Raw genomic sequence first — 20,791 nt, forward strand, 5'->3', positions numbered from 1 at the left:
TAAAAGCTATTAGTAGGCATTATCTTCTCCTTTGATCATATTGATGACTGTCATAAAGACAATCTTTACTTCCAGCATAGCCGTCCAGTTTTCGAGGTACCAGATGTCGTGCTGAACACGTTTTTGCATAGATCCTTCTTCCTTGGTTTCCCCTCTAAGGCCGTTTACCTGGGCCCATCCGGTAATACCTGGTTTCAGAAAATGGCGCACCATAAACTGATTAATGATGGCGCGGTACTCCTCTGTATGTTTCAACATATGCGGCCTTGGCCCTACTACACTCATATTGCCCATTAATACATTAAAGAACTGCGGGAGTTCATCGAGACTGGATTTACGCAGGAATTTCCCGATTCCGGTGATGCGGTCGTCATCTTTAGTGGCCTGTTTCTGATCACTATCGTTGTTCACCTTCATGCTTCTAAACTTATAACAGTAGAACGGCTCGTCATTACGACCACTTCTCAGTTGTTTAAATAACACTGGTCCTCTGTTTTCCAGTTTAATCAGAATGGCAATTAAGGGGTATAACCAGCTCATCAGAAATACGATCACGCTAATGCTGAAAATCACATCGAAAGCCCGTTTTTTGAATCGGTTTCCGATACTTTCCAGAGGTTCTTTTCGTAGTGAAATGACCGGAAACTCCCCCCCTACATAACTAATGGTATAAGGTGAAGCGATGGTTGCGGCCATATCCGGGATAAATTTCACACGGAGACAGTGTTTATCGGCTTCCTGCAAAAAGGGCTGAACTAAAGCCATTTTATGTGGCTCTAAAGCCACATAGATGTCTTTAACCCCATTTAAGGCCGCTTTTCCCATTTTAGAAATGAAGTTTGTGGAGAGGCGACCGTTTTCATCCCCATAAATACGGCTGCCATCATCCAGGTATCCATAGAAATCTATATTGTATTGGCGATCGAAATAATGCGCAAGGCGGAGTCCCGTTGGATTTACCCCAATCAAGGCTACTTTCTTACTGACATTAAAGCGATGAACCAGTAGGGACTGGAAGGCCGTGCCCAGAAAACGATTCAGGATAAACCCGAACACTAACAGGGCATAGAAGACCACCAAAAAGGTTCTTGAAAATTCGATATCTCTGGAAAAAAGCAGATACAAGGCGAAAATCACCGCATGTAAGGCGACGCTGCGCCAGGTTCCCCTGTAAATTCTTTCCAATCTTCTGGAGCCATAATCGGTATAAAGACCGAAAATTGCCGAGTTAAACAACCATGCAAGGTTACAAACAACCATATAATGTTGCCATAACTCGTATGAAACTGTTTTTCCCAAATATTCCGTAAGATAATAAGCTAAAATGTAGATCAAATTAAGCATTACGACATCCGTAATAGGCAAAATATATCTAAGTAGGTACAAATAACGAGTCTGCATCTGGATTTGGATAAGTTAAAGTTGAATTATTAAAGTATTATCAATAAATAATGCTCAAAAAACATGTTATCTGAGAAAAATAACAGGAAATATTCCTGCTATAATAAAAACCCAATAACAATTACCAAAATTAACTCCATTACAGAATAAAAAGCTCCCCACAAATAGGTATTTTAACAAAAACAACAACATTAACAACATCCACAGGACTTCATTTCGCAAAATGATGGGTATTTTTACAATAAAATAAGATTAAAAAATATATCATTTATGAAAATCGCGGTAATAGGAACAGGGTATGTCGGTCTAGTAACCGGTACCTGTCTCGCTGAGACAGGAAATGAGGTGATCTGTGTAGACATCGATCAGTTGAAAGTTGAAAAGATGCAACATGGGATTATTCCAATTTATGAACCAGGACTAGACATCTTGTTTCTAAGGAATATTTCGCAGAAGCGATTGAGTTTTACAACCGATTTGGCAATGGCTATTAAGGATGCTCAGATCATCTTTATGGCCTTACCAACGCCTCCGGGAGAAGATGGCACAGCCGACCTTTCTTATATCCTGGGTGCAGCGGCCGATATCTCGAAACTGATCACTTCTTATAAGGTAATCGTCAATAAATCCACCGTTCCGGTAGGTACAGCCGACAAAGTAAAGGCGGTTTTTGAAGCGAATACTGAGGTTAGAGTTGATGTAGTTTCCAACCCTGAATTTTTACGTGAAGGTGTTGCCGTAGACGATTTTATGAAACCAGATCGCGTAGTGATCGGGACAAAAAGCGACAGAGCCATCAGACTGATGACCGAAATTTACGCCCCTTACGTGAGGTCTGGAAACCCGATTTTGTTTATGGATGAGAAGTCTTCTGAATTGACAAAATATGCAGCGAATGCCTTTCTGGCCACAAAAATCACCTTCATGAATGAGATTGCTAATTTATGCGAACTGGTTCATGCAGATGTAGATGCTGTGCGCCTTGGGATTGGTTCTGACGACCGTATTGGTAAGCGTTTTCTATTCCCTGGCCTTGGTTATGGCGGTAGTTGCTTCCCTAAAGATGTGCAGGCGTTATCGAAATCTGCCGAGGAGCACCTATATGATTTCCAGATCCTGAAAGCGGTAATGACCGTAAATGAGAAACAAAAAACCGTGTTGGTGGATAAGATCCTGAAGTATTATAAAGGGGACCTGAAAGGCAAACATTTTGCGCTATGGGGACTGGCTTTTAAACCGGAAACTGACGATATCCGTGAGGCACCAGCTTTATATATCATCAACAGATTGCTGCTTAATGGCGCTACAGTGACCGCTTATGATCCTGAAGGCATGAACAATATTAAGACTTTATTGGGTGATCAGATCAATTATGCAGACAATCAGTATGATGCATTAGCAGGCGCTGATGCCTTATTAATCGCTACAGAATGGTCTGTGTTTAGAAATCCTGATTTTGAAAAAATGGAAGAAATCATGAGTCATAAAGTCATTTTTGATGGCCGTAATCTTTATGATCTTCAAAAAATGATCGATCTGGGTTATTATTATAATAGTATTGGCAGGTCGCTGATTACCAATCCGGCAATACCTTACACGTCTGCTGCGACCACTACAGGTACTGTTAAAGGTTCTGCTACAGCAAAAACACAAAACCCAAACGAACTTGTGTCTTTATAACACCTGAAAAACATGGATAAAAACAATTATGTATTGATTATGGCTGGCGGTGTAGGCAGTCGCTTTTGGCCAAAAAGCCGTAATCATTTTCCGAAGCAGTTTTTAGATATTTTAGGAACAGGGAGGTCGTTGCTACAGCTTACGTACGAGCGTTTTCTGAAATTATGCCCGGCCTCCCACATTTATATTGTCACGAATAGCCAATATAGTGACCTTGTGCTGGAACAGCTGGCGGGTATTGCCCCGGAGCAACTCATTTGCGAACCCAGCAGAAATAATACGGCTCCATGCATTGCTTATGCCTCTTTTAAGTTGGCAGCACTGAATCCGGAAGCGAACCTAGTGGTGGCTCCTTCAGATCATTTTATCCAGTATGAGGCCATTTTTGTAGAGAAAATCCGCAGCGCTTTAGCCTATACTGCCAGTCATGAAGCATTGGTTACTTTGGGCATTAATCCAACCAGACCCGATACCGGCTATGGCTATATTCAGTATGGTCAGGAATCGGAGAAAGGCATCTATAAAGTCGAGAAATTCAGGGAAAAACCCAACCTTCCTACCGCAAAAGAATACCTGAAAGAAGGGAATTACCTTTGGAATGCAGGGATATTTATCTGGAAAGCGAAGTCGATTATCCAGGCGTTAAAACAGCATACTCCTGACATTCATGACCTATTTGAAAGTGGGAATGTCTATTATAATCAGCCCGAAGAGCGCGCTTTTATTGACCAGAAATACCCGCTGGCACCAAACATTTCTATCGATTATGCCATCATGGAACAGGCGGATAATATCTACACCATTCCTGCAGATTTCGGCTGGTCTGACCTTGGCACCTGGGCTTCTTTACATGAATCCGCAGACAAAGATGCGTCTGGAAACGTCATTTCTGCCAAACAGATTGATGTAAAAGACACTCAAAACAGTATCATTCAGATCAATGAAAACAAGCTGGCGGTAATCCGTGGGCTTGATAATTTCATTGTCGTGGACGATGGAAATGCTTTGCTGATTTATCCTAAAGATGAGGAACAGGAAATTAAAGAAGTCGTAAAGACTATGGCAGAAACTTATGGCAATCACTATGTATAAAAACTAAACACCTTCTCTATGAATGGCATCCCAAAAGTAAAACAAACGCTGCTCCCGACACTATTGCTTTTGACATTATCCAGTGTAGTACAGGCACAAAAGCCTGAAATTAAGTATTCACTGGAGGCACAAGCGATAGGCACGACGAACAAGGTTGTTCCTTTCTGGATGCGCTCCAACCAGTTTGGTTCCATCCCGCTTTCCGGTTTATCGGGAAGTTTTATTGGAAAAGCGGAGAAAGATTATAGTACTTACCTCCTATCCGACAGCCTTCGCAAAAAGAAACTTTTCGACTGGGGCTTTGGTTTTGAAGCCCGAGCAAATGCAGGAAAAGATGCGAACGTTCAATTGATTTCTGCCTATGCGAAGGCAAGAATGGGTGTCTTTCAGCTTAAAGCAGGCAGATCAAAAGATGTGATGGGCTTAAATGGTGATACGGTGCTGAGTTCCGGCAATTTTGCAGTTTCCGGAAATGCACCGGGAATCCCAAAACTAGAGCTATCCATTCCTGATTATTACACTTTACCGGTATTTGGCGGCCTCTTTGCGGTCAAAGGAAACTTTGTTCATGGCTGGATCGGGAGAACCCGCATCCTCGATAGTATCATTGCCGGACCCACGATTAAATACTATATCAAGGACACGAAACCGGTCAGCTATTTCCATCAGAAATCTTTATATGTGCGGTTAGGAAAAGCCGACTGGCGCTTTAAAGCCTATGGTGGATTCAATCACCAGGTGTTCTGGGGAAATGAACAGGCTGCTTATGGCGACAATTTCAAACTCTCCCCTGCCGAGACCTTTTTGTATGTGGTGCGCGGAAAATCTTACGGTACAAAGGGGGTTCCGACCTCCAAAATCGGGAATCAACTCGGTTCAATTGACCTGGGAATGGAGTACGACTTTAATGATATGAAGGTGATGCTCTACCGCCAAACCTTTTATGATGTTGGTGCTTTGTCAAAATTAGCCAATATCAAAGATGGTTTAAACGGGCTTTCTGTGGAAAATAAACGATTCAATCCACAGAGTTCCGGCTTTGCCTGGAAGAAAATATTACTTGAAGTCTTTTATTCAAAAGATCAGGCGGGATACCCCTGGTCTACGCCTACCAAATCGGGAGACGAAGATTACTACAACAACTTCTATTATAAAAATGGCTGGTCTTACCAGGGTATGGGGATCGGAAATCCACTGATCACGCCAAGACATGATGCCAGATCCGGACAAGCGGTAAAACCGGCTGATTACTTCATCAATAACCGCGTAGTAGCGCTTCATGCCGGACTTAGCGGAAGACTGTACAACTGGGATTTTATGACCAAAGTGACCTATTCAAATAACTACGGAACCTTTGGAACCAGTAAATACGGGAACTCCACCGGGAGTATCAAAAGCCCTGTAAACAGCGAAATATTTGAGACAGTTCCACAGTTCTCCTTTTATTTAGAAGGCAGTAAGCCCCTGAAAAACGGGTATAGTGCTGGTTTTGCGACAGCGGTGGATCAGGGGAAATTGCTCAACAATTCTTTTGGTCTGATGCTGAAATTGAAAAAGGATTTTCAATAGATAATAGCAGAATTTTCAATATTCCAGGCAGTATTGCGGCGCAACTCAATGGCGCTACAATACTGCTTATGGAAAACGCCCCCCAGCGCCTTTTAAACGTTTAATATTTTAGCTTTTAAAGCTACCTCGTCAATACGCCTTTGACACCTAAAAGGTGCTTTTCGTATTGGTCTACGATCAATTCCCAGTCGTATATTTCGGTAATCTTATCGCAGTTATTTTTCCTCATCATTTGATACTTTTCAAGGTCATAACGCACCTTTTTCAAATGATCTGCTACTTCATCCGCAGTCCTGAAATAAATGGCGTCTTCCCCTAGTATGTACCTGTTAAAAGGGTTGTCATTGGCACACATCAGACTATTGGAAGCCATCGCTTCCAGCAGTGAAGGATTTGTTCCACCAACGGTATGGCCATGGAAATAAATATTGGCGTAATACCGCAGGTTATTTAAAATATCGATGTTGTAAATACCCCCGATGAACTTAATCTGCGGATAAGCCTCAAACTTCTCTTTTAAATAATTACCATAGGTTGTTTCGTGTTTACCCACTACTAAAAACGGACGTTTAACATTTGCTTTTGCCACACCATCCAGGATAATTTCAATGCTGTTTTCCGGCTCCAATCTGGCAATCAGCATATCATACTGATAGGCAACCAGATCATAGCTTTTAAGAACTCCTATCGTAGGATCTTTAAATAAGGTTGCTCCATAGGCGATAAAAGTGGAATCTGCATTGTATTTTTCTTTCAGATAATCTTGTATTCCGATGGAATCAGAGATCAGGTGATCGCTATATTTTACCCCTAGTTTTTCTGCCCATTGCAGGAATTTCCTTACTTTATTAGAGTATTTGGTGCGTTTCCACTCCAGTCCGTCCATGTTTGTAGTCACGACCACTTTCTTTGGCAACAGCCATCCCCATACCGAACCACTGGTATAACCCAGTTGTAAAATCACATCACATCCCTGCTTCCTGACATCAAGAATGCAGTTCAGATCATAAATAAACTGACCGGCTGTCCCCAGTTTATACTCTGGATCATAGCAATGACGTAAATCAACACCATTCCACTTACTCTTTTGATAAGGGTGGTTATGCGAATTATAAACCAGGACTTCGTGTCCTTTTTTCACCAGACCCAACGCTAAATATTCTGCGCATTGCTCAAATCCTCCATAATGATTTGGGATTCCCCGGGTACCAATAATTGCTATTTTCATTATAGATTACTTAAATAAGTGTTGTATTTCATTCCAGATTCTATTCGTTATTTGCTCCATTCCAGCATCTGAAGGGTGCATACCTACCCCCTTATTTTGATAATGCTGAATGGCGGTATTTTTATTTCTATCTTCATATAGGCCCTGAAGGTCTACGTATATCCAGTTGTTACGGGCACAAGCGGCCTTCATGATTTGATCTACGTGCTGGTTGGGCCAGAAGCTTCCTGCCAGGCATATTTTAACCTGCTTTCCAGCTGACAGTTCTTTTACGAAACGATCCAGGTGTTCGCCCAACATATGCTTTACCGCAAGGGTATCATTGATGTTCTCCCCTATTTCCAGGATGATTAAATCCGGATTCCAGTCGCTGAATTTCTTGAAATCCTTTGACTCATATTTCCAGAATTTCCGTTCAAAGGAGTCTGCAATATTGGCCCATTGGAACTCCGTCTGAGGACTGGTTGCTTTTACCTTCCCCTTCAATAGGTGCACAAAGTCCTTTTCCGCAGCACTGGCTGCCATTCCCCAGTTGCCCTTCCAGCCAACTGCAGGTTTTGCCCCATGCCAGGCAATACTGTTCCCCAAAACCAATACTTTTAAAGGGATGGAGTCCGGCAAAGCTCGTCCAAAAGCATTGATGTTGACCGTAAAAAACAGGCTATAAAAAACGGTTAAGATTATACTTCTAAATAGTTTCTTCTGGTTAAATAGTGGCTCTGTTTTCATTTTCGTTTCTTTTTTGATCTTAACGGATGAGGTTCTTTACTAATCATAAGTCCCTTTAATTACCCGGGCAGGAACACCTCCTATAATAGAATTTGCTGGCATGCTTTTGTTAACCACTGCTCCCGCAGCTATGATTGAATTATCACCAATAGTGACTCCGGCAAGGATCGTCACCTTCGCCCCTATCCAGCAATTCTCCCCGATAGTAATTTTAGCACGGGTAGTGCCTTGATTTTTGATCAGTTTAGTTGGGTCATTATAATTATGGTTTTCCGGGTGACAGCTAAAATATTGCCCGATGATCGTGTTGTTTCCGATAGACACACCACCAGAACCACCAATGCTGGCAAATTGCCCGATTCCCACCTGCTTACCAATATGGATATACTCCCCCAAATTGTTAAATGAAGTAGAAATGACCACTTGGGAATAAGCGCCAATTCCGGAAGAATCACCGATGATCAGTTTCCCTTTGCCCAGCCCACTCAAATATACACCGGTATCAATTTTAACCCATTTTCCGATACTGATGTGTTGGTTATTGAAAGTCCGTACCCCTCTGCCTAAAAAGATAGGTTTTGGCTTTTTCAAATGAAAAATCTGGAACAACAATCCTCTTAAAAGCTCAAAGCTTTTGCTGGCCGCCAGATTGAACAAGGTTCGGCTACTGATGTTTTCATCAAATTTGAAAGAAGGGTTTCTCTTCCTGATTATCGATTGAAATATTGCTTTCATTAACGTATTATTTTTTTTCAAAGCTTTTAAACAAAGCTGTTTTTTGTATTCAAAATCCGGTTCAGGGCATCAACTAATCAGATGATCCTAAAGCTTTTTTTACGGCCTCTAAGAGCCCGTTTTTATAGGTCACTGAGGGTGTTAACCATGCCCCTTCCCCATATTCATTCCAGGCATAGAGTACTGCAATCTGATCTTTTGATCTGGTTGGATTGTTTTCCAGAACCCAATCTTTTAAGCCTTTAACCGACTGAAAAACTGAGGCCGGAGCATAACCTTTAAAATGCGGAGAAGGTCTTTTTATCTTATTTATTTCATCCCATGCACGAGGATCCCAGTTCAAAGTACTGACCGGTATGTAAGGCATATCGAACTTTAAAAACTGAGACCAGACTGCCTTTTCCCGCTTACTGATTGCCGTGATCGGACTAACCGACTGCCCATTGATTAGCGTCTGGTCATGGTAATTATACCCTGTCAGCACGTCAAATCCCGCTTGTTTAGCCAGTGCAATTTCCTTTTCATCAGGGCTGGTACTGATGCCGATACTGACCCCTTTTAATCCTCTTTTGACTGCCCCAGCTCTCAGTTGATCCAGTGCCACTTTAATTTTTGCAGCGGAACCAAATGAGCTCATGAGCATTTTAAGGCTTAAAAAGCTGATCAAAGGTTTATCATTAAATTTCAAATGAGCATTCATTTCAAAAAGATCGAGCCATATTTTAGATACTTTATCCCAATCGGCAGGGCCGATGATGTATCCATAATGATTGGCCACCAACAAATTGAATTTCAACCCCTGTTTATCTTTTGAGTTGACAAATATTTCAAGCGCATTATTCCTTGGTTCCGCTTTATTATGCTTTGAAAGTTCAGAATAATACCAGCAGAAAGTGAAAAAGTCGAGGTCTGCTTTTACTGCGGCCGTTACTTGCTTGCGAATGATGGCAGGCGTGCTGGTTACCCAACCCCAAACCGGAGCCCGTTCCTGATAATCTTCCTTCAAGGATCTGGAAATATGGCTTGTTTTACCCGTCCAGCCATCAAAATAATAAGCACCAACTTTCAATGGAGCAGCCGTATTGTTTTGCCCGTAAACACGCGCAACAGATGCTGAGCATAATGCCAGAGAAACCAGAAAAGAGCAGAAGATTGTTTTTTTCATTTGATTTTTATGTTATTATATTTTCAATATTGGTCTTCTTCAATGCTCGGTATTTCAATACCGTTTTTTTTATATGGGTCTTATCAATGATATTTTTTCTCATTCCTTTGACTTGAGGAACTGATATTTTTAGACCAGCTCTTTTTTAAAAGCTTCGTCCAGTTTATTGTAAAATCCGACTAAAGAAAACTTTTCTTCAAACACCGATCTGGCATTCCTTCCATGCTTTTTCAGCAATTCGCGATCCTCAATATACTGGCTGATTGCCTTGGTAAACTCCGTTTTATTATTTGGCTCGAATAAGAAACCACTATATCCATCTTCAATAATTTCGGGTAAGCCACCATGATTTGCCGCAATAACGGGCTTATTTAAACTCATTGCTTCAATAGCAATTCTACCAAAAGGCTCCGGTCTGATACTCGGCACAATGGCTACATCCGACCAGCTATAAATTTCTGCGGTATCCGAAACGAAGTCCATAAACTCCACTTTATCTGTTAAGCCAAGCTGCTTTACCTTTTTCTTTAAGTCCTGCACCATCTCCTCATTTCCGGCAGAAGTACTGCCAACGATTCTCAACAGCACATTTGCATTTGGTATTCCGGCCAATGCTTCAATGCTGAAATCCTGCCCCTTCCAACTGTTAATTCTACCAATCAGTAAGACCTTCAATGGTGCTTTTTCCGGCTGCTTAACTTCCGACCCGGTAATTTCCTTTGCAGCATCCACTTCTTTTGTAGTAGCCGCTTCTTTTGTAATATCCGCGCGTTCATTTCCAGGAGAAACTATCGGTATTCCTGCAGCATCTTTTTTCATAAAACCTTCAAATGCATTATGAATAACCAGACTTTGGGCCAAAGGACTAAAGCTCTTTAACGTAGATTGGGAGTTAAATATGATTTTAGCTTTCGAACATTTCAAAAAGAAAGACAGCACTTTGCTGATGATTCCATTTGGAATTTCCCTGATATGAATGATTTTCATTTGTTTCAGGAAGGGTGCCAACAGATAAAAATCCAGGATCACCGAAGTGTTCACATAGACCACATCATATTGATCAAACAGTTTCTTTTTAGCGGAAAATGAAAACAACGGAAAGATGATTTTCCCCCACTGGAGTTTCATCAAATAGGTTTTGCTTAATAAAGAAAGGTTCATGAAAATGATTTCCACCTTTAATTTCTTCAGCTCCTCAACCAAGGGTCCATTTCGTGGCAGAATAACAGTTATCTTTTGAAAATTGGGCGACAAGCTCAGGTAGTTTATAACCTGTAAAAAACTCCTGTCGGAACCATACATATCAGCACTCTGGTGTACACAAATAATATTCATTATTAAGCGGTTATGTTTTAAAATTCTATTTCAAGAATCTGAGATCCTGATATTTAAGCGCCAGTTTGAAAGAAACGGCCATACTGTAAAAATAAACCAGCACCCTTGCTACCGGCCTATCCGATAAAATCTTAGGCCAGGTACTCTTCAAATTCCTAAACCGACCTAGCATGACATCGGCAGAAGGATTTGACCACAATACCGTATCATGGTCAAATTTGATGGACAATACATACAACTGTTTTTCAAATTTTGAAAAGTTGAGCATAAAGCCAGTATCAATTCCATAAAGACTTAAGCGTTCATCGAATTTCATTTGATGAACACGGAACATCTTTTCAGAGATCACCATGCCACTGGTAATGGCCAGTACATTCTTTGCAGGAATAATCCCTGTTTTAATTCTTCCCCAATGTTTTCCTTTGAAATATACCCAGGAACCAGGGCTAACTACTTTTTCTTTATGGAGTACCAGGGGTAAGAAAAGCCCTATTTTCGGGAATTTAAACAGGGCCTCATTCAGCTTATCAAAATAATAAAGCGGAATATTTGTATCCTGATCTAACAGTAAAACATAATCATAAGTATTCGCACTAAGCACTTGATTATAGAGCTTAGACAACCAGGTGTTTTCCGGGCTCCAGCGGTATTGAAATTGATCAAAATCCTTTTCAAGTTCATTGACCTCAGCTTCGGTACCTTGCTCCGGACTGTTATCCCAAATCACCAGTTCGATCTCAAACAAATCTCTATGCTGTAGCAACAGCGTTTTAATCGTTGGAGACTCCGAAATCAGCTTTTTATACAACACCACTAAAACGAGTAATTTCGGTTTAGTAAACTGTTCTTTTATCCAGCTATCTGCTGTCTTTTGATGAAATCCTGTCGGCTGTTTTTCAATACTTTTCATTTCCTTATCATTTGTCTGCTACTGTCCAGGGGTGTAACCAGCTAAATTCCGGTTAAAGCTGATCAGGTCTTATTAATTATATATCGCCAATCTTTTGTCCATCAGCTTTTCATAAGAATTCTCTTCATTTAAGGTATTCAGCGCATTTTTTGACAAGCGGCTTCCTAAATCATGTGATTCAATCAACTTGGCGACAGAAGAACAGAACTCCTGGGCGGTATTTCCAATCAAACAATCTTTGCCATTTTGGAAACACAATCCTTCCACCCCTACTTCTGTAGAAACGAACGGGATACCCATATTTACAGCCTCAATAATCTTCATGCGAATACCACTACCAATACGAATCGGAACAATAAAAATGCTGTTCGCGAGTACCGAAGACAAGTCTTCTACATAACCCGGAAACTTTACAGCACCCAATTGCGCTGCATACTCATCGATGCTGGCCTGATGCCATTTTCCGACCACCAGTAACTCCAGTTTAGGATAGTTTGATTTCAATCCGGACCAGCAGTTTCTTAAAAACCAATCCAGTCCTTCTTTATTTGGAAAATGATCTTCTCCACCTAAAAAGACAAGTTTGTTGTCAAAAGAATAGTCCATTCCCGCGCTTAATGCTTTAATGGGAACGGGAGAAGAAACCAGTCGTGCTTTTTTAAGATCTTTTTCAAGGATAATTTTATCTACCTCTGAAAGTGTGCAGACCATATCAAATTTTTCCAGGGCAGACAATTCAAATGATTTATTCCTTTTATATACACGGTTTAGAAAAGCCGATTGAAAACTAAAAAGATCAAGTTCTCTTTTCTCTCTGACGAACCTCAACTCATGGTGTACGAAAATCCGGTAAGAACTCTGAGGGATATATTTTGCAAAAGAGATCAATTGATGAAATTCTACCTGTACAAATTCAAAGTTATTCTCCAACAGGACATTCCTGAAATGGTCAATAAATCCACGCGGGAAGCCAAAACTTTTCGACCTGAACAGCGTTGTATTTACCTTTAACAGGTGATCTAAATTTGTTTTACAAAAGGCAGAAAACACGCCCTTTCCAATTAACCGGTTCAGGAATTCCGAGAACCGGAACATCACCGAGCTGAACTTACCGGAAAGAGATTGTTCTGTAATCAGGTAAGGTTTAAACTTCACATTTGGCCACAATACTTTCAGCTGCTCTAAATCTTTTTGATCGGCGGCTTTCATGGTAAATGCGATGGTCATGTCAAAATGATGGCGCAACTCGTTATCGAATTCGAATTGGGCAATCCTGCCTCCCGAATTTAGAGGAAATGGCATATAGGGGGTAACAATTAATATCTTCCTCATTGCTGTCTATATTTAATTGAAAAAAAGGTGATGAAAAGAAACAGGGGTAAAATGGCAGTTGAAAATGGAGCCCAACCGCTAAGTCCATAAATAATGTAGGCTATAAACGTACCGATCATACTGAGGGAAAGGATTTGATTATGTCCCTCACTAATTTCTTTTTTAGCTTTAAAAATATTGCCAAATAAGAAGCCCAGCCATAAGATCATGCCCAAAATCCCCAGTTCAGCGAGGACAATCAGGTGAATATTATGGATGGGATTAATGGCAAAAAAATCGTCGGTTGTCATTTGATTGATGATTCCCAGATGTTGGGAGAGATAAGAAAGATGCCCGTTTAATCCTACGCCAATAATCGGCGAAACATCAAATAAATGAAAGGCCATCAGCCAGTGCACCATCCTGTTGTCGTATTGATCCGAAGAATCGCTACCCATGAAAAGTTCACTCAAAGGAGAATAGGCAATCAGATAAACCAATGCCAACACTGTTGGTACGACAAACTTCAGGACATTACCAAGGGAAAAAAGGTTTTTATGGGCATTTTTATTCAGGTAATAACAAGCAGAAAGGGTGATGATCAGCGCCAGATAAGAAGTCCTGGAATAGGTCAGAAAAATAATCGCGACACAAAGGATCAGCGCCATTTTACTCGCCTTTTTCCTAAAATCATAAAGATAGGTAGACAGGAAAAATGCGGAAGTAATCACCATGAATAAAGCCAGTCTGCCGGGGTGATTAAAGAACCCTACTGCTCCGCTTCGGGTATCCAGTCTGGTGGCCCATATCTCTGCGGATTCATGAAACAATTTTGTCACCGCCGAGATGCCCAATACCGGAAAACAAATGGCCAGAAAGAACTGAGCAGCAGTTAACAGCATCAGGCCATCAAAAAGACCATTCAACACATCATCCATACTCAGAAAACTGCTGAGTAGTTTAAATAAAAGTATGTTTGATAAGAAAAAGATCGCCATTACCCAGGTTCCCGTAGGAAAAGAATTGTAGGGATTCAGAAAAGATAAAATGAGTAACAGGCCAACGCAGTTGACCCAGTTATTTGGTTTAAAGGAATACTCCATCCATCTCCTTTTTGCAGAAGGCAATACCGCGATGATCAATCCTATGGTTAAGGAAATCATATAAATCGGCTGTATTGTTCCGGCTATCTCATTGAATTTCGGGGTATTTAATGCTTTTCCAAATTCAAATGGAATGCAAAAAATGAAAAAACTAACCCACAAAAATTTAGTATCCTTATTTTTAGATTTAAGGACTACCGATCTAAAGATATAGCAGAAGATGACCAGAAATAGCAGTATTCCTTTACCCATGCGTATAGTTGTTGGTGGTTTCCAGCTTTACGCTGTTGATGTTCTTTTTGACACTACTCTGAATAGCGGGGAAGTTCTCCGTGAACAGACGGATCTTTTCTTTTGAGTTGTCCAGCTTGTCATAATCAATCAGGCAGAGGTTCGGATCAATATCAAACAACTTCACCATGCCTTCAAATTTATTGGCGTAAGAAACGCCGAACATTGGCTTGGCATAAGTCAGTCCTGAAATCCCCAGATGCATTCTTCCGGTGATCGTAAAATCGACCAGGGAAACATAACCTTTCAGTTCCACTCCATTTTTAATTTGATCGGTAAAGAAACAGTCTACACCTTTAGCACTGAAATATTCGTTCAGAATATCACTGATGGTACTGTCGCTGGCCTCTTCACAAATCGGCCTGATGTCATGATAAAGAAAGACAAAAGCGTAATTACCGGTATCTAAAAATCCTGCTAACAAACTCTGGAAGCCGGATAGGTATTTATCAAAACCGATCTTTTTTGCCTGGATGGCATTCGGACAAACCCCGATGACTGTTTTACCATTTGCCTTTACCGCAGCTACCCATGTTTTATAGGCTTCATAAGTTTTACTCTGATAAACAGCCGGAAGATCCGGACAGATAAAAGCGATATCATTGGTGAGAATCAACCTGTCGGCAGGAATAAATTCCTTCATTCTTACATAAGATTCCACATCTCTGATTTTCAATTTAACGTCTTTTGATACTGCAATAAATTTAGCTTTCACTTCCGGCAGTATATTTTTGCTGACACTAAATCCGGAGATCTGAGCTTTTACACCGATGCGGTGCGCCAGCTCAATCACCCTCAGGCGGTTGATAGAATTGTGAACACGATACGTTCCATCCATGATATCTGCACCAATCACATAGACTAAAGCACAGTCTTTCATTAGAAACAACAACTTCAAAAAATTAACCTTTTCATTAAAGCCATCCAGAAACACCACATTTTTATTGATCGTTCTATAGTCTTCACGAATGATTTTATGACCGTTTAAAATAAAAACCTGCGCATCATTTGCGAAGTTATTGATAAAGGAAGTGATCATAATATCCTCCCCAAAACCACCATTTAAATTGGCAGCAGGAAGCACTAACACCTTCCTTGCATCCTTTTTACCCTTTACAAAAAGGGAACAAAAAAGGGCTAAAGACCAGAATAACTCGACATAGATCCCTTTAAATACTTCTTTTAACTTGTTCATCAATTATATATTAAAAATTAATTCTATTATCTTACTTCAACGATGTCTGCCAATGGTCTACGCTCTGAAATAGCCACACTATAATTGTCTTTGAGGTGGCCCACAGCTAAAAACATGATCGGGGCACAGTCGCTATCCATTTCCATGGAATTTGTAAATGCTTCGTACTGCTTTTTGGCATAACTGGTATTCAGGCAACAAACCCCTAATCCCTGTGCATGTAAGCCCAGAACGATGGACATCGCGAACATTCCTCCGTCGATATAAACCTGATTTCTTTCATAAGCGAAAAAAGAAGACAGCTTACCGGTGATCACAATTAAAGAGCTGATGTGTTCGCCAAAGCCCTTGTTCCCATTTTGCACGTTTAACAGTTTCCGCTTGAGTTCCACATTGGAGTGTTCAATGACATAGACCTTCCATGATTGCCTGTTACATACCGAAGGCGTATATCTGGCGGTATCAATTACTTTAAGTATCGTGGCCGTAGGCACTGGTTCATCAGAAAAATCTCTGACACTATTTCTGGATTTGAAAAAACGTTCGTAATCAAAATTCAGGGTGTCCAGAATTTCCTGTTTAGGAACCATCTTAGTCCCTCCGGTTTTGTTCAGCGTTGATTCATCACAGCGCAATAACAACCGTTCCAGTTTATCTTTTAATTCTGTGGATACCTGACGGTGGCCTTCATCAAAGTTCAGATATTCGCGAAGCGTGTAAGCGGTCATATCTGTAATCGCATCTACTCCATGCTTAGTCACATAATCATCCACGATATCAGCCAATGCTCCAATCCTTGGCCCACCAAACCCGGGACGCGGTTCGCGAAGAGCCAGTCCTTTTTCCACCGCATGATATTCCTTAAGGATATATGCCTGCATCATTTCTTTACTTCTTAGCTTAAATGAAGCCGATTCTCTTTTAAACTTCCGATAATCATATATATAATCTTTAATAATCGACAACTGAGTTTGCTTCGATCTATAAAGCCTTTTAGCTGATTTTGGAACGATTTTTTTAATTAAATTTTTCATTCGGAGTGTTATAATTTTTTAATGGTAGTCATGCTTAAATGCGCCGAAATCATTTTTCGGCGCTGGTTAAGTTCATCAGAGTTTATATTTGGTTGGTTTTATGTATGTTTCAATTGTTTCCTTGCCTGCAGTTTATCAAGCAAAGCGGGAATCATTTTTTTCAGGAATAACTTCTCATCGGCACACAATCCAAAAAGATAGATACTAGTTGCGAAGACCAATACCCCGGCAATTCCGGTAAAGAAAAATCTGAACTGGAAATGGAGGTAAGAAACTGACAAATAGCAGGTCAATATCAATAGGCAAAGTGGGGTGATGATTTTGAATATGACATTTGAGAAATACAGAGAGATAGACAATCCGGCAATACTTCTTAAGAAAAACAGTCTCAATGTACAGGCAATCAATTCAACGAAACAATAGCCGATAAACACAAAATAAGGCGGATAACCAGATTTTAACAGGGTATAAGCTAATGGTAAGGCCAGCAATAAGACGGAACCCACTACGATTTGGTAAGCTTTCACTTTTCCCGTAGCCTGTACTGCCGATTGCAAACCAATAGTCAGTTGATTAATTAACGTTGCGCATAACATTAAAGAGCAAAAAATCACGGTATATTCCGGAACATTCCTGAGCCATAAATTAAGGATGGTATTCATTTCAAAAATGCAGGGAACGGCTACAAAGGCCAGTAAAAAGAAACAGAATTTGCTTCCGATCATAGATAGTCTCAACATTTTCTCCCGGTTATCCGCACCTTCACTTTTCATAATTTGCGGGTTAATGGCACGTAGCAGGGTAAAGGAAAAAAAGTTAAGTTGCGCAGCAACCTGGTTGGCGATACCAAAAGCAGCATTGACCACGGTTCCTAAAAAGATATTCAATAGGATTGCAAGTCCTTCTACTCTTCCCAGGGCACATAAGGAGCCAAATAAATTCCAACCGGCAAAAGAAGTCAGCTCTTTCATCAATTTTGTATCAATTGAAAAAACGCCTTTCAAAGTACAATCTTCATATTTACGGAAGCAGTAAATGGCATATAGCAAAAAGCTGATGATACTGATTCCTGCTGTCAATAAGCCGTAAACAGCCAGTTTATCCTGAGCAACCACATACAATAGGTAAGCGATACCCAGTTTCAACAGGGTTTCCACCACATTCACAACGGCCACCCATAGCATATTCTCATGTGCTACGAGGGAACCGGTAAAAGGAACGGCAACAACTGTAAAGAAGACCGTGACCGACATAAAATGATAAATCATTTGAGCGATAGGTACCCTATCCGCCGGGATATTCAGGAAGCCATTGAATAAGAACAAACCTGCGATCTCCAGGCCTGCAACAATCAGGATTCCGATTCCAAGGTGCAGGACAATGCTGTTTTTAAAAACTTTTTTCTGCATATCCAGATCACTTTTCCCCTGGTAAAAGGAAAGGTAACGTTGGGTTGAGGTTGCCATGGCCGTATTCAAAAAAGAAAGCATGGCGATGAGTCCGGCGATCAGGTTAAATACCCCATAATCTACCGCTCCTAACGCGGTTAAAACCAACCGTGTTGCATATAATGAAATCCCCATGGTAATCAACATCCGCGCATACAATATGCCCATGTTCATCACTACCTTATTTCCTGATTTCATTTGATCTGATTCTTATTTTATTTGAATAATCTATTAAAAAAACCTGTTTTCTGAGGACTGGTACCATAGTCGCCATAGCTGTATCCATAACCATATCCCTTAGTTGCTTCGATATCGTTGATCACAATGCTTAAACCTTTCATTTTTTGACTTCTTTGCAAGTCATCCACAATCGTCAGTTGTTGTTTTAACGTGTAGTTTTGTCTCACCACATAGATGCAGACATCCGCATAAGAAGCCATCAATTGCGCATCTGTCACGATTCCAATTGGTGGTGCATCAATGATGATATAATCAAATTTCTGTTTCAATTCTTCCATCAGCGATTGCGTGCGTTCACTCAGCAGCAACTCTGCAGGATTTGGAGGAATCGGCCCTGAACTTACCATAAACAAGTTTTTCTGAATCTTCAGCGGCATGATAATATCATCGATATTGAGTTCGGGATTGGCGATATAATTCGTAAATCCAACCGTACCGGGAAGCTTTAATTTCGCGGAAAGACCTGGTTTACGTAAATCCAGTTCCATCAGCAATACCTTTTTATTGGCCAAAGCCAGAATGTGCCCCAGGTTAATGGCGACGAATGATTTTCCTTCGCCAGACATGCTACTGGTCAGCAGGATCACCTTCTCCTCTTTGTGCTTAAAGAAGAAGGAAAGATTCGTTCTCAAGGCCCTGAACTGTTCTGAAATTGCAGAACGGGAACTGTTGGCAATGCCCATACTTTCATCCTGGTGACTGATCTCTCCGATCACCGGAACTTTTGTAGCATTCGTCACATCTTCTTTCAATTGAACCTTATCATTTAAAAGGTCTTTCAGGTACATTAATCCCATTGGGATGGCTAATCCGGCGATCAATCCAAAAAGGTACAGGTAAGCTTTTTTAGGGCTAAATGGCTTGATTTCAGATTTAGCCGGATCTATTGTTCTTGAATTGGCAATGTTCGCTGTTTTCGAAATGGCAGTTTCCTCGCTTTTTTGCATCAGGAAGATGTAAAGCTCCTGTTTGATCTGTTGTTGTCTGGCAAGATTCAGGTAACTCCGCTCCATCTGAGGAACGTTTTTAACCTGGCCTTCTGCCTTTTTCATTTGATCATTAATACGGTCTCTGGAGATCACAAAACCTTTTAGCGTACTGGCAATATTAGTTTCAATATCTGCTCTGGCATTCCGGATTTCCTTATCCATCAACTGGATGGTCGGGTTCAATTCAGTTACCCCAATCATACGTCTGGCTCTTTCTAAAGTCAGAGTGTTATATTTCTCTACCACTGCATTGAACACCATATCGGTAGGGATCAATGAACTTGGCAGTACTTTTTTATTCTTGCCTTCATCTTTTAAATAGTCCTGTAAACTACTTAAAACACTAATCTGGGTTTCTATTTTCCCCAATTCATTCACATATTGTCCGGTAGTCTGTACCAGTAATTTAGATTGCTCAGACATATCTGACAGGCTATTCTTTTCCTTGAAATTTTGAATATTCCCTTCCAATCCACCCAACTCATTACTGATGTGCATCAATCGGTTATGGATAAACTTGACCGTACTATCGGCCACTTCATTCTTATCTCTAAGATTGGCTTGTACATACTTTTCGATGAGTTTCCCTAAAATATCTTCCCCTTTTTTCGGGACCGGATGATTCATTGACAGGTCAATAACGGTCACCAATTTATTTTTAACTTCTACCGTTAATGCAGACATCAGGTCAATTACCCTGGAATCCACAGACATGATGGTAAAGCTGTAATCTTCATTAGCAGGAGAAATCTTCGGATTTTCTATGATCTGCACCACTCCAACCTCTGGAATCGTAAAGGAACGATCAAAAGCAACCAGGGTATCCAGGCCATCAGCAGTCACTGCTATCTTTCCTTTTTCTACAAAGCTGACCTTTACTTCGGCCGACTTAATCGTATCCACCGGCGCTAAAACCTTCACTTGAAAAGGGGATTCATACATTTCCACACTCTTAATTGCCCCTTTTGTATAATAGGTAATGTTCAGGTTCATGTCCTTAACCACCCCTTCCATCAGGTTTCTGGTTTTAAGGATCTCCGCTTCATTATCTACGGTGCTTTTGGTACCTAAAAGCCCACCAAGATCACCTAACGTATCTCCCCCGCCTGATAATCCGGCTCCTTTTTTCTCATCATTTACCAGAACCCTGGCCGAAATTTTATAGTAGGGCGTTTTATACTTCCCATATAAATAAGAAAGCCCAAGGCAAAGGAATACGGATAACGCAATCCAATACCAATTGTCCAATAAGCGTAGTAAGAGCTGTTTAACATCCAGGCCATCTGAATTTTCATGCGCGGTTTTATCTTCAGAATTTATGTTCTTCATTTTTAAA

16 protein-coding genes are annotated in these 20,791 nt (G+C 40.7%); 3 read left to right on the forward strand and 13 right to left on the reverse strand.

Features of this window, described 5'->3' with window-relative positions:
- Positions 1-9: 9 nt before the first annotated feature.
- Positions 10-1,401, reverse strand: a complete 1,392-nt coding sequence (locus tag R2Q66_RS04285) for an undecaprenyl-phosphate glucose phosphotransferase (RefSeq protein WP_316746770.1) — start codon at positions 1,399-1,401, stop codon at positions 10-12.
- 270 nt (positions 1,402-1,671) lie between these two features.
- Here R2Q66_RS04285 and R2Q66_RS04290 point away from each other — a divergent pair, with 270 nt between their 5' ends.
- Genes R2Q66_RS04290 through R2Q66_RS04300 form a run of 3 tightly spaced genes read left to right on the forward strand, consistent with a single transcriptional unit; the run spans position 1,672 to position 5,742 of the window.
- Positions 1,672-3,081 (forward strand): UDP-glucose/GDP-mannose dehydrogenase family protein, encoded by a 1,410-nt coding sequence (locus tag R2Q66_RS04290; RefSeq protein ID WP_316746771.1) that lies wholly within the window; start codon positions 1,672-1,674, stop codon positions 3,079-3,081.
- A 12-nt stretch (positions 3,082-3,093) separates the two neighbouring features.
- On the forward strand, positions 3,094-4,173 hold the full coding sequence (locus R2Q66_RS04295) for a mannose-1-phosphate guanylyltransferase (RefSeq protein WP_316746772.1): 1,080 nt from the start codon (positions 3,094-3,096) through the stop codon (positions 4,171-4,173).
- An 18-nt stretch (positions 4,174-4,191) separates the two neighbouring features.
- Complete coding sequence (locus tag R2Q66_RS04300) at positions 4,192-5,742, forward strand: capsule assembly Wzi family protein (RefSeq protein ID WP_316746773.1); 1,551 nt, start codon at positions 4,192-4,194, stop codon at positions 5,740-5,742.
- 121 nt (positions 5,743-5,863) lie between these two features.
- Here the strand turns inward: R2Q66_RS04300 and R2Q66_RS04305 are convergent, their stop codons facing one another.
- The 12 genes from R2Q66_RS04305 to R2Q66_RS04360 all read right to left on the reverse strand — a co-directional run bounded on the left by R2Q66_RS04305 (position 5,864) and on the right by R2Q66_RS04360 (position 20,784).
- The gene (locus R2Q66_RS04305; protein ID WP_316746774.1) at positions 5,864-6,970 is read right to left on the reverse strand and encodes a DUF1972 domain-containing protein; all 1,107 of its coding nucleotides are present in this window, start codon (positions 6,968-6,970) and stop codon (positions 5,864-5,866) included.
- A gap of 6 nt (positions 6,971-6,976) precedes the next feature.
- Positions 6,977-7,699, reverse strand: coding sequence for an SGNH/GDSL hydrolase family protein (locus R2Q66_RS04310; RefSeq protein WP_316746775.1), 723 nt, complete (start codon positions 7,697-7,699; stop codon positions 6,977-6,979).
- 39 nt (positions 7,700-7,738) lie between these two features.
- Positions 7,739-8,434: an acyltransferase gene (locus R2Q66_RS04315; RefSeq protein ID WP_316746776.1), complete on the reverse strand. Its 696-nt coding sequence runs from the start codon at positions 8,432-8,434 to the stop codon at positions 7,739-7,741.
- A 73-nt stretch (positions 8,435-8,507) separates the two neighbouring features.
- Entirely contained in the window at positions 8,508-9,599 is a 1,092-nt protein-coding gene (locus R2Q66_RS04320) for a glycoside hydrolase family 99-like domain-containing protein (protein WP_316746777.1), read from the reverse strand.
- A 129-nt stretch (positions 9,600-9,728) separates the two neighbouring features.
- On the reverse strand, positions 9,729-10,934 hold the full coding sequence (locus R2Q66_RS04325; protein ID WP_316746778.1) for a glycosyltransferase family 4 protein: 1,206 nt from the start codon (positions 10,932-10,934) through the stop codon (positions 9,729-9,731).
- A gap of 25 nt (positions 10,935-10,959) precedes the next feature.
- Entirely contained in the window at positions 10,960-11,844 is an 885-nt protein-coding gene (locus tag R2Q66_RS04330; RefSeq protein ID WP_316746779.1) for a glycosyltransferase, read from the reverse strand.
- Between the two features lie 72 nt (positions 11,845-11,916).
- Positions 11,917-13,176, reverse strand: a complete 1,260-nt coding sequence (locus R2Q66_RS04335) for a glycosyltransferase (RefSeq protein ID WP_316746780.1) — start codon at positions 13,174-13,176, stop codon at positions 11,917-11,919.
- Positions 13,173-14,318 carry an O-antigen ligase family protein gene (locus R2Q66_RS04340; protein ID WP_316746781.1) on the reverse strand — a complete coding sequence of 382 codons (1,146 nt, stop codon included), beginning with the start codon at positions 14,316-14,318 and terminating at the stop codon, positions 13,173-13,175. The genes R2Q66_RS04335 and R2Q66_RS04340 overlap by 4 nt, the downstream gene beginning before the upstream one ends.
- 184 nt (positions 14,319-14,502) lie before the next feature.
- Positions 14,503-15,744, reverse strand: a complete 1,242-nt coding sequence (locus tag R2Q66_RS04345) for a polysaccharide pyruvyl transferase family protein (protein WP_316746782.1) — start codon at positions 15,742-15,744, stop codon at positions 14,503-14,505.
- Between the two features lie 26 nt (positions 15,745-15,770).
- Positions 15,771-16,778, reverse strand: coding sequence for a nitroreductase family protein (locus R2Q66_RS04350; protein ID WP_316746783.1), 1,008 nt, complete (start codon positions 16,776-16,778; stop codon positions 15,771-15,773).
- 98 nt (positions 16,779-16,876) lie between these two features.
- The gene (locus R2Q66_RS04355; RefSeq protein WP_316746784.1) at positions 16,877-18,424 is read right to left on the reverse strand and encodes a hypothetical protein; all 1,548 of its coding nucleotides are present in this window, start codon (positions 18,422-18,424) and stop codon (positions 16,877-16,879) included.
- Between the two features lie 17 nt (positions 18,425-18,441).
- Complete coding sequence (locus tag R2Q66_RS04360; RefSeq protein ID WP_316746785.1) at positions 18,442-20,784, reverse strand: polysaccharide biosynthesis tyrosine autokinase; 2,343 nt, start codon at positions 20,782-20,784, stop codon at positions 18,442-18,444.
- Positions 20,785-20,791: the final 7 nt, after the last annotated feature.

Origin of the sequence: Pedobacter gandavensis (assembly GCF_032677645.1) — a bacterium.
In the GTDB taxonomy this organism is placed as follows: Bacteria; Bacteroidota; Bacteroidia; order Sphingobacteriales; family Sphingobacteriaceae; genus Pedobacter; species Pedobacter gandavensis_A.

Bases quoted from the DNA above. Each gene is read 5' to 3' on its own strand.
- R2Q66_RS04345 (WP_316746782.1), bottom strand. From the start codon at position 15,744: ATGAACAAGTTAAAAGAAGTATTTAAAGGGATCTATGTCGAGTTATTC.
- R2Q66_RS04310 (WP_316746775.1), bottom strand. From the start codon at position 7,699: ATGAAAACAGAGCCACTATTTAACCAGAAGAAACTATTTAGAAGTATA.
- R2Q66_RS04290 (WP_316746771.1), top strand. From the start codon at position 1,672: ATGAAAATCGCGGTAATAGGAACAGGGTATGTCGGTCTAGTAACCGGT.
- R2Q66_RS04340 (WP_316746781.1), bottom strand. From the start codon at position 14,318: ATGATTTCCTTAACCATAGGATTGATCATCGCGGTATTGCCTTCTGCA.
- R2Q66_RS04325 (WP_316746778.1), bottom strand. From the start codon at position 10,934: ATGAATATTATTTGTGTACACCAGAGTGCTGATATGTATGGTTCCGAC.
- R2Q66_RS04320 (WP_316746777.1), bottom strand. From the start codon at position 9,599: ATGAAAAAAACAATCTTCTGCTCTTTTCTGGTTTCTCTGGCATTATGC.
- R2Q66_RS04305 (WP_316746774.1), bottom strand. From the start codon at position 6,970: ATGAAAATAGCAATTATTGGTACCCGGGGAATCCCAAATCATTATGGA.
- R2Q66_RS04335 (WP_316746780.1), bottom strand. From the start codon at position 13,176: ATGAGGAAGATATTAATTGTTACCCCCTATATGCCATTTCCTCTAAAT.
- R2Q66_RS04295 (WP_316746772.1), top strand. From the start codon at position 3,094: ATGGATAAAAACAATTATGTATTGATTATGGCTGGCGGTGTAGGCAGT.
- R2Q66_RS04330 (WP_316746779.1), bottom strand. From the start codon at position 11,844: ATGAAAAGTATTGAAAAACAGCCGACAGGATTTCATCAAAAGACAGCA.
- R2Q66_RS04315 (WP_316746776.1), bottom strand. From the start codon at position 8,434: ATGAAAGCAATATTTCAATCGATAATCAGGAAGAGAAACCCTTCTTTC.
- R2Q66_RS04360 (WP_316746785.1), bottom strand. From the start codon at position 20,784: ATGAAGAACATAAATTCTGAAGATAAAACCGCGCATGAAAATTCAGAT.
- R2Q66_RS04355 (WP_316746784.1), bottom strand. From the start codon at position 18,424: ATGAAATCAGGAAATAAGGTAGTGATGAACATGGGCATATTGTATGCG.
- R2Q66_RS04350 (WP_316746783.1), bottom strand. From the start codon at position 16,778: ATGAAAAATTTAATTAAAAAAATCGTTCCAAAATCAGCTAAAAGGCTT.
- R2Q66_RS04300 (WP_316746773.1), top strand. From the start codon at position 4,192: ATGAATGGCATCCCAAAAGTAAAACAAACGCTGCTCCCGACACTATTG.
- R2Q66_RS04285 (WP_316746770.1), bottom strand. From the start codon at position 1,401: ATGCAGACTCGTTATTTGTACCTACTTAGATATATTTTGCCTATTACG.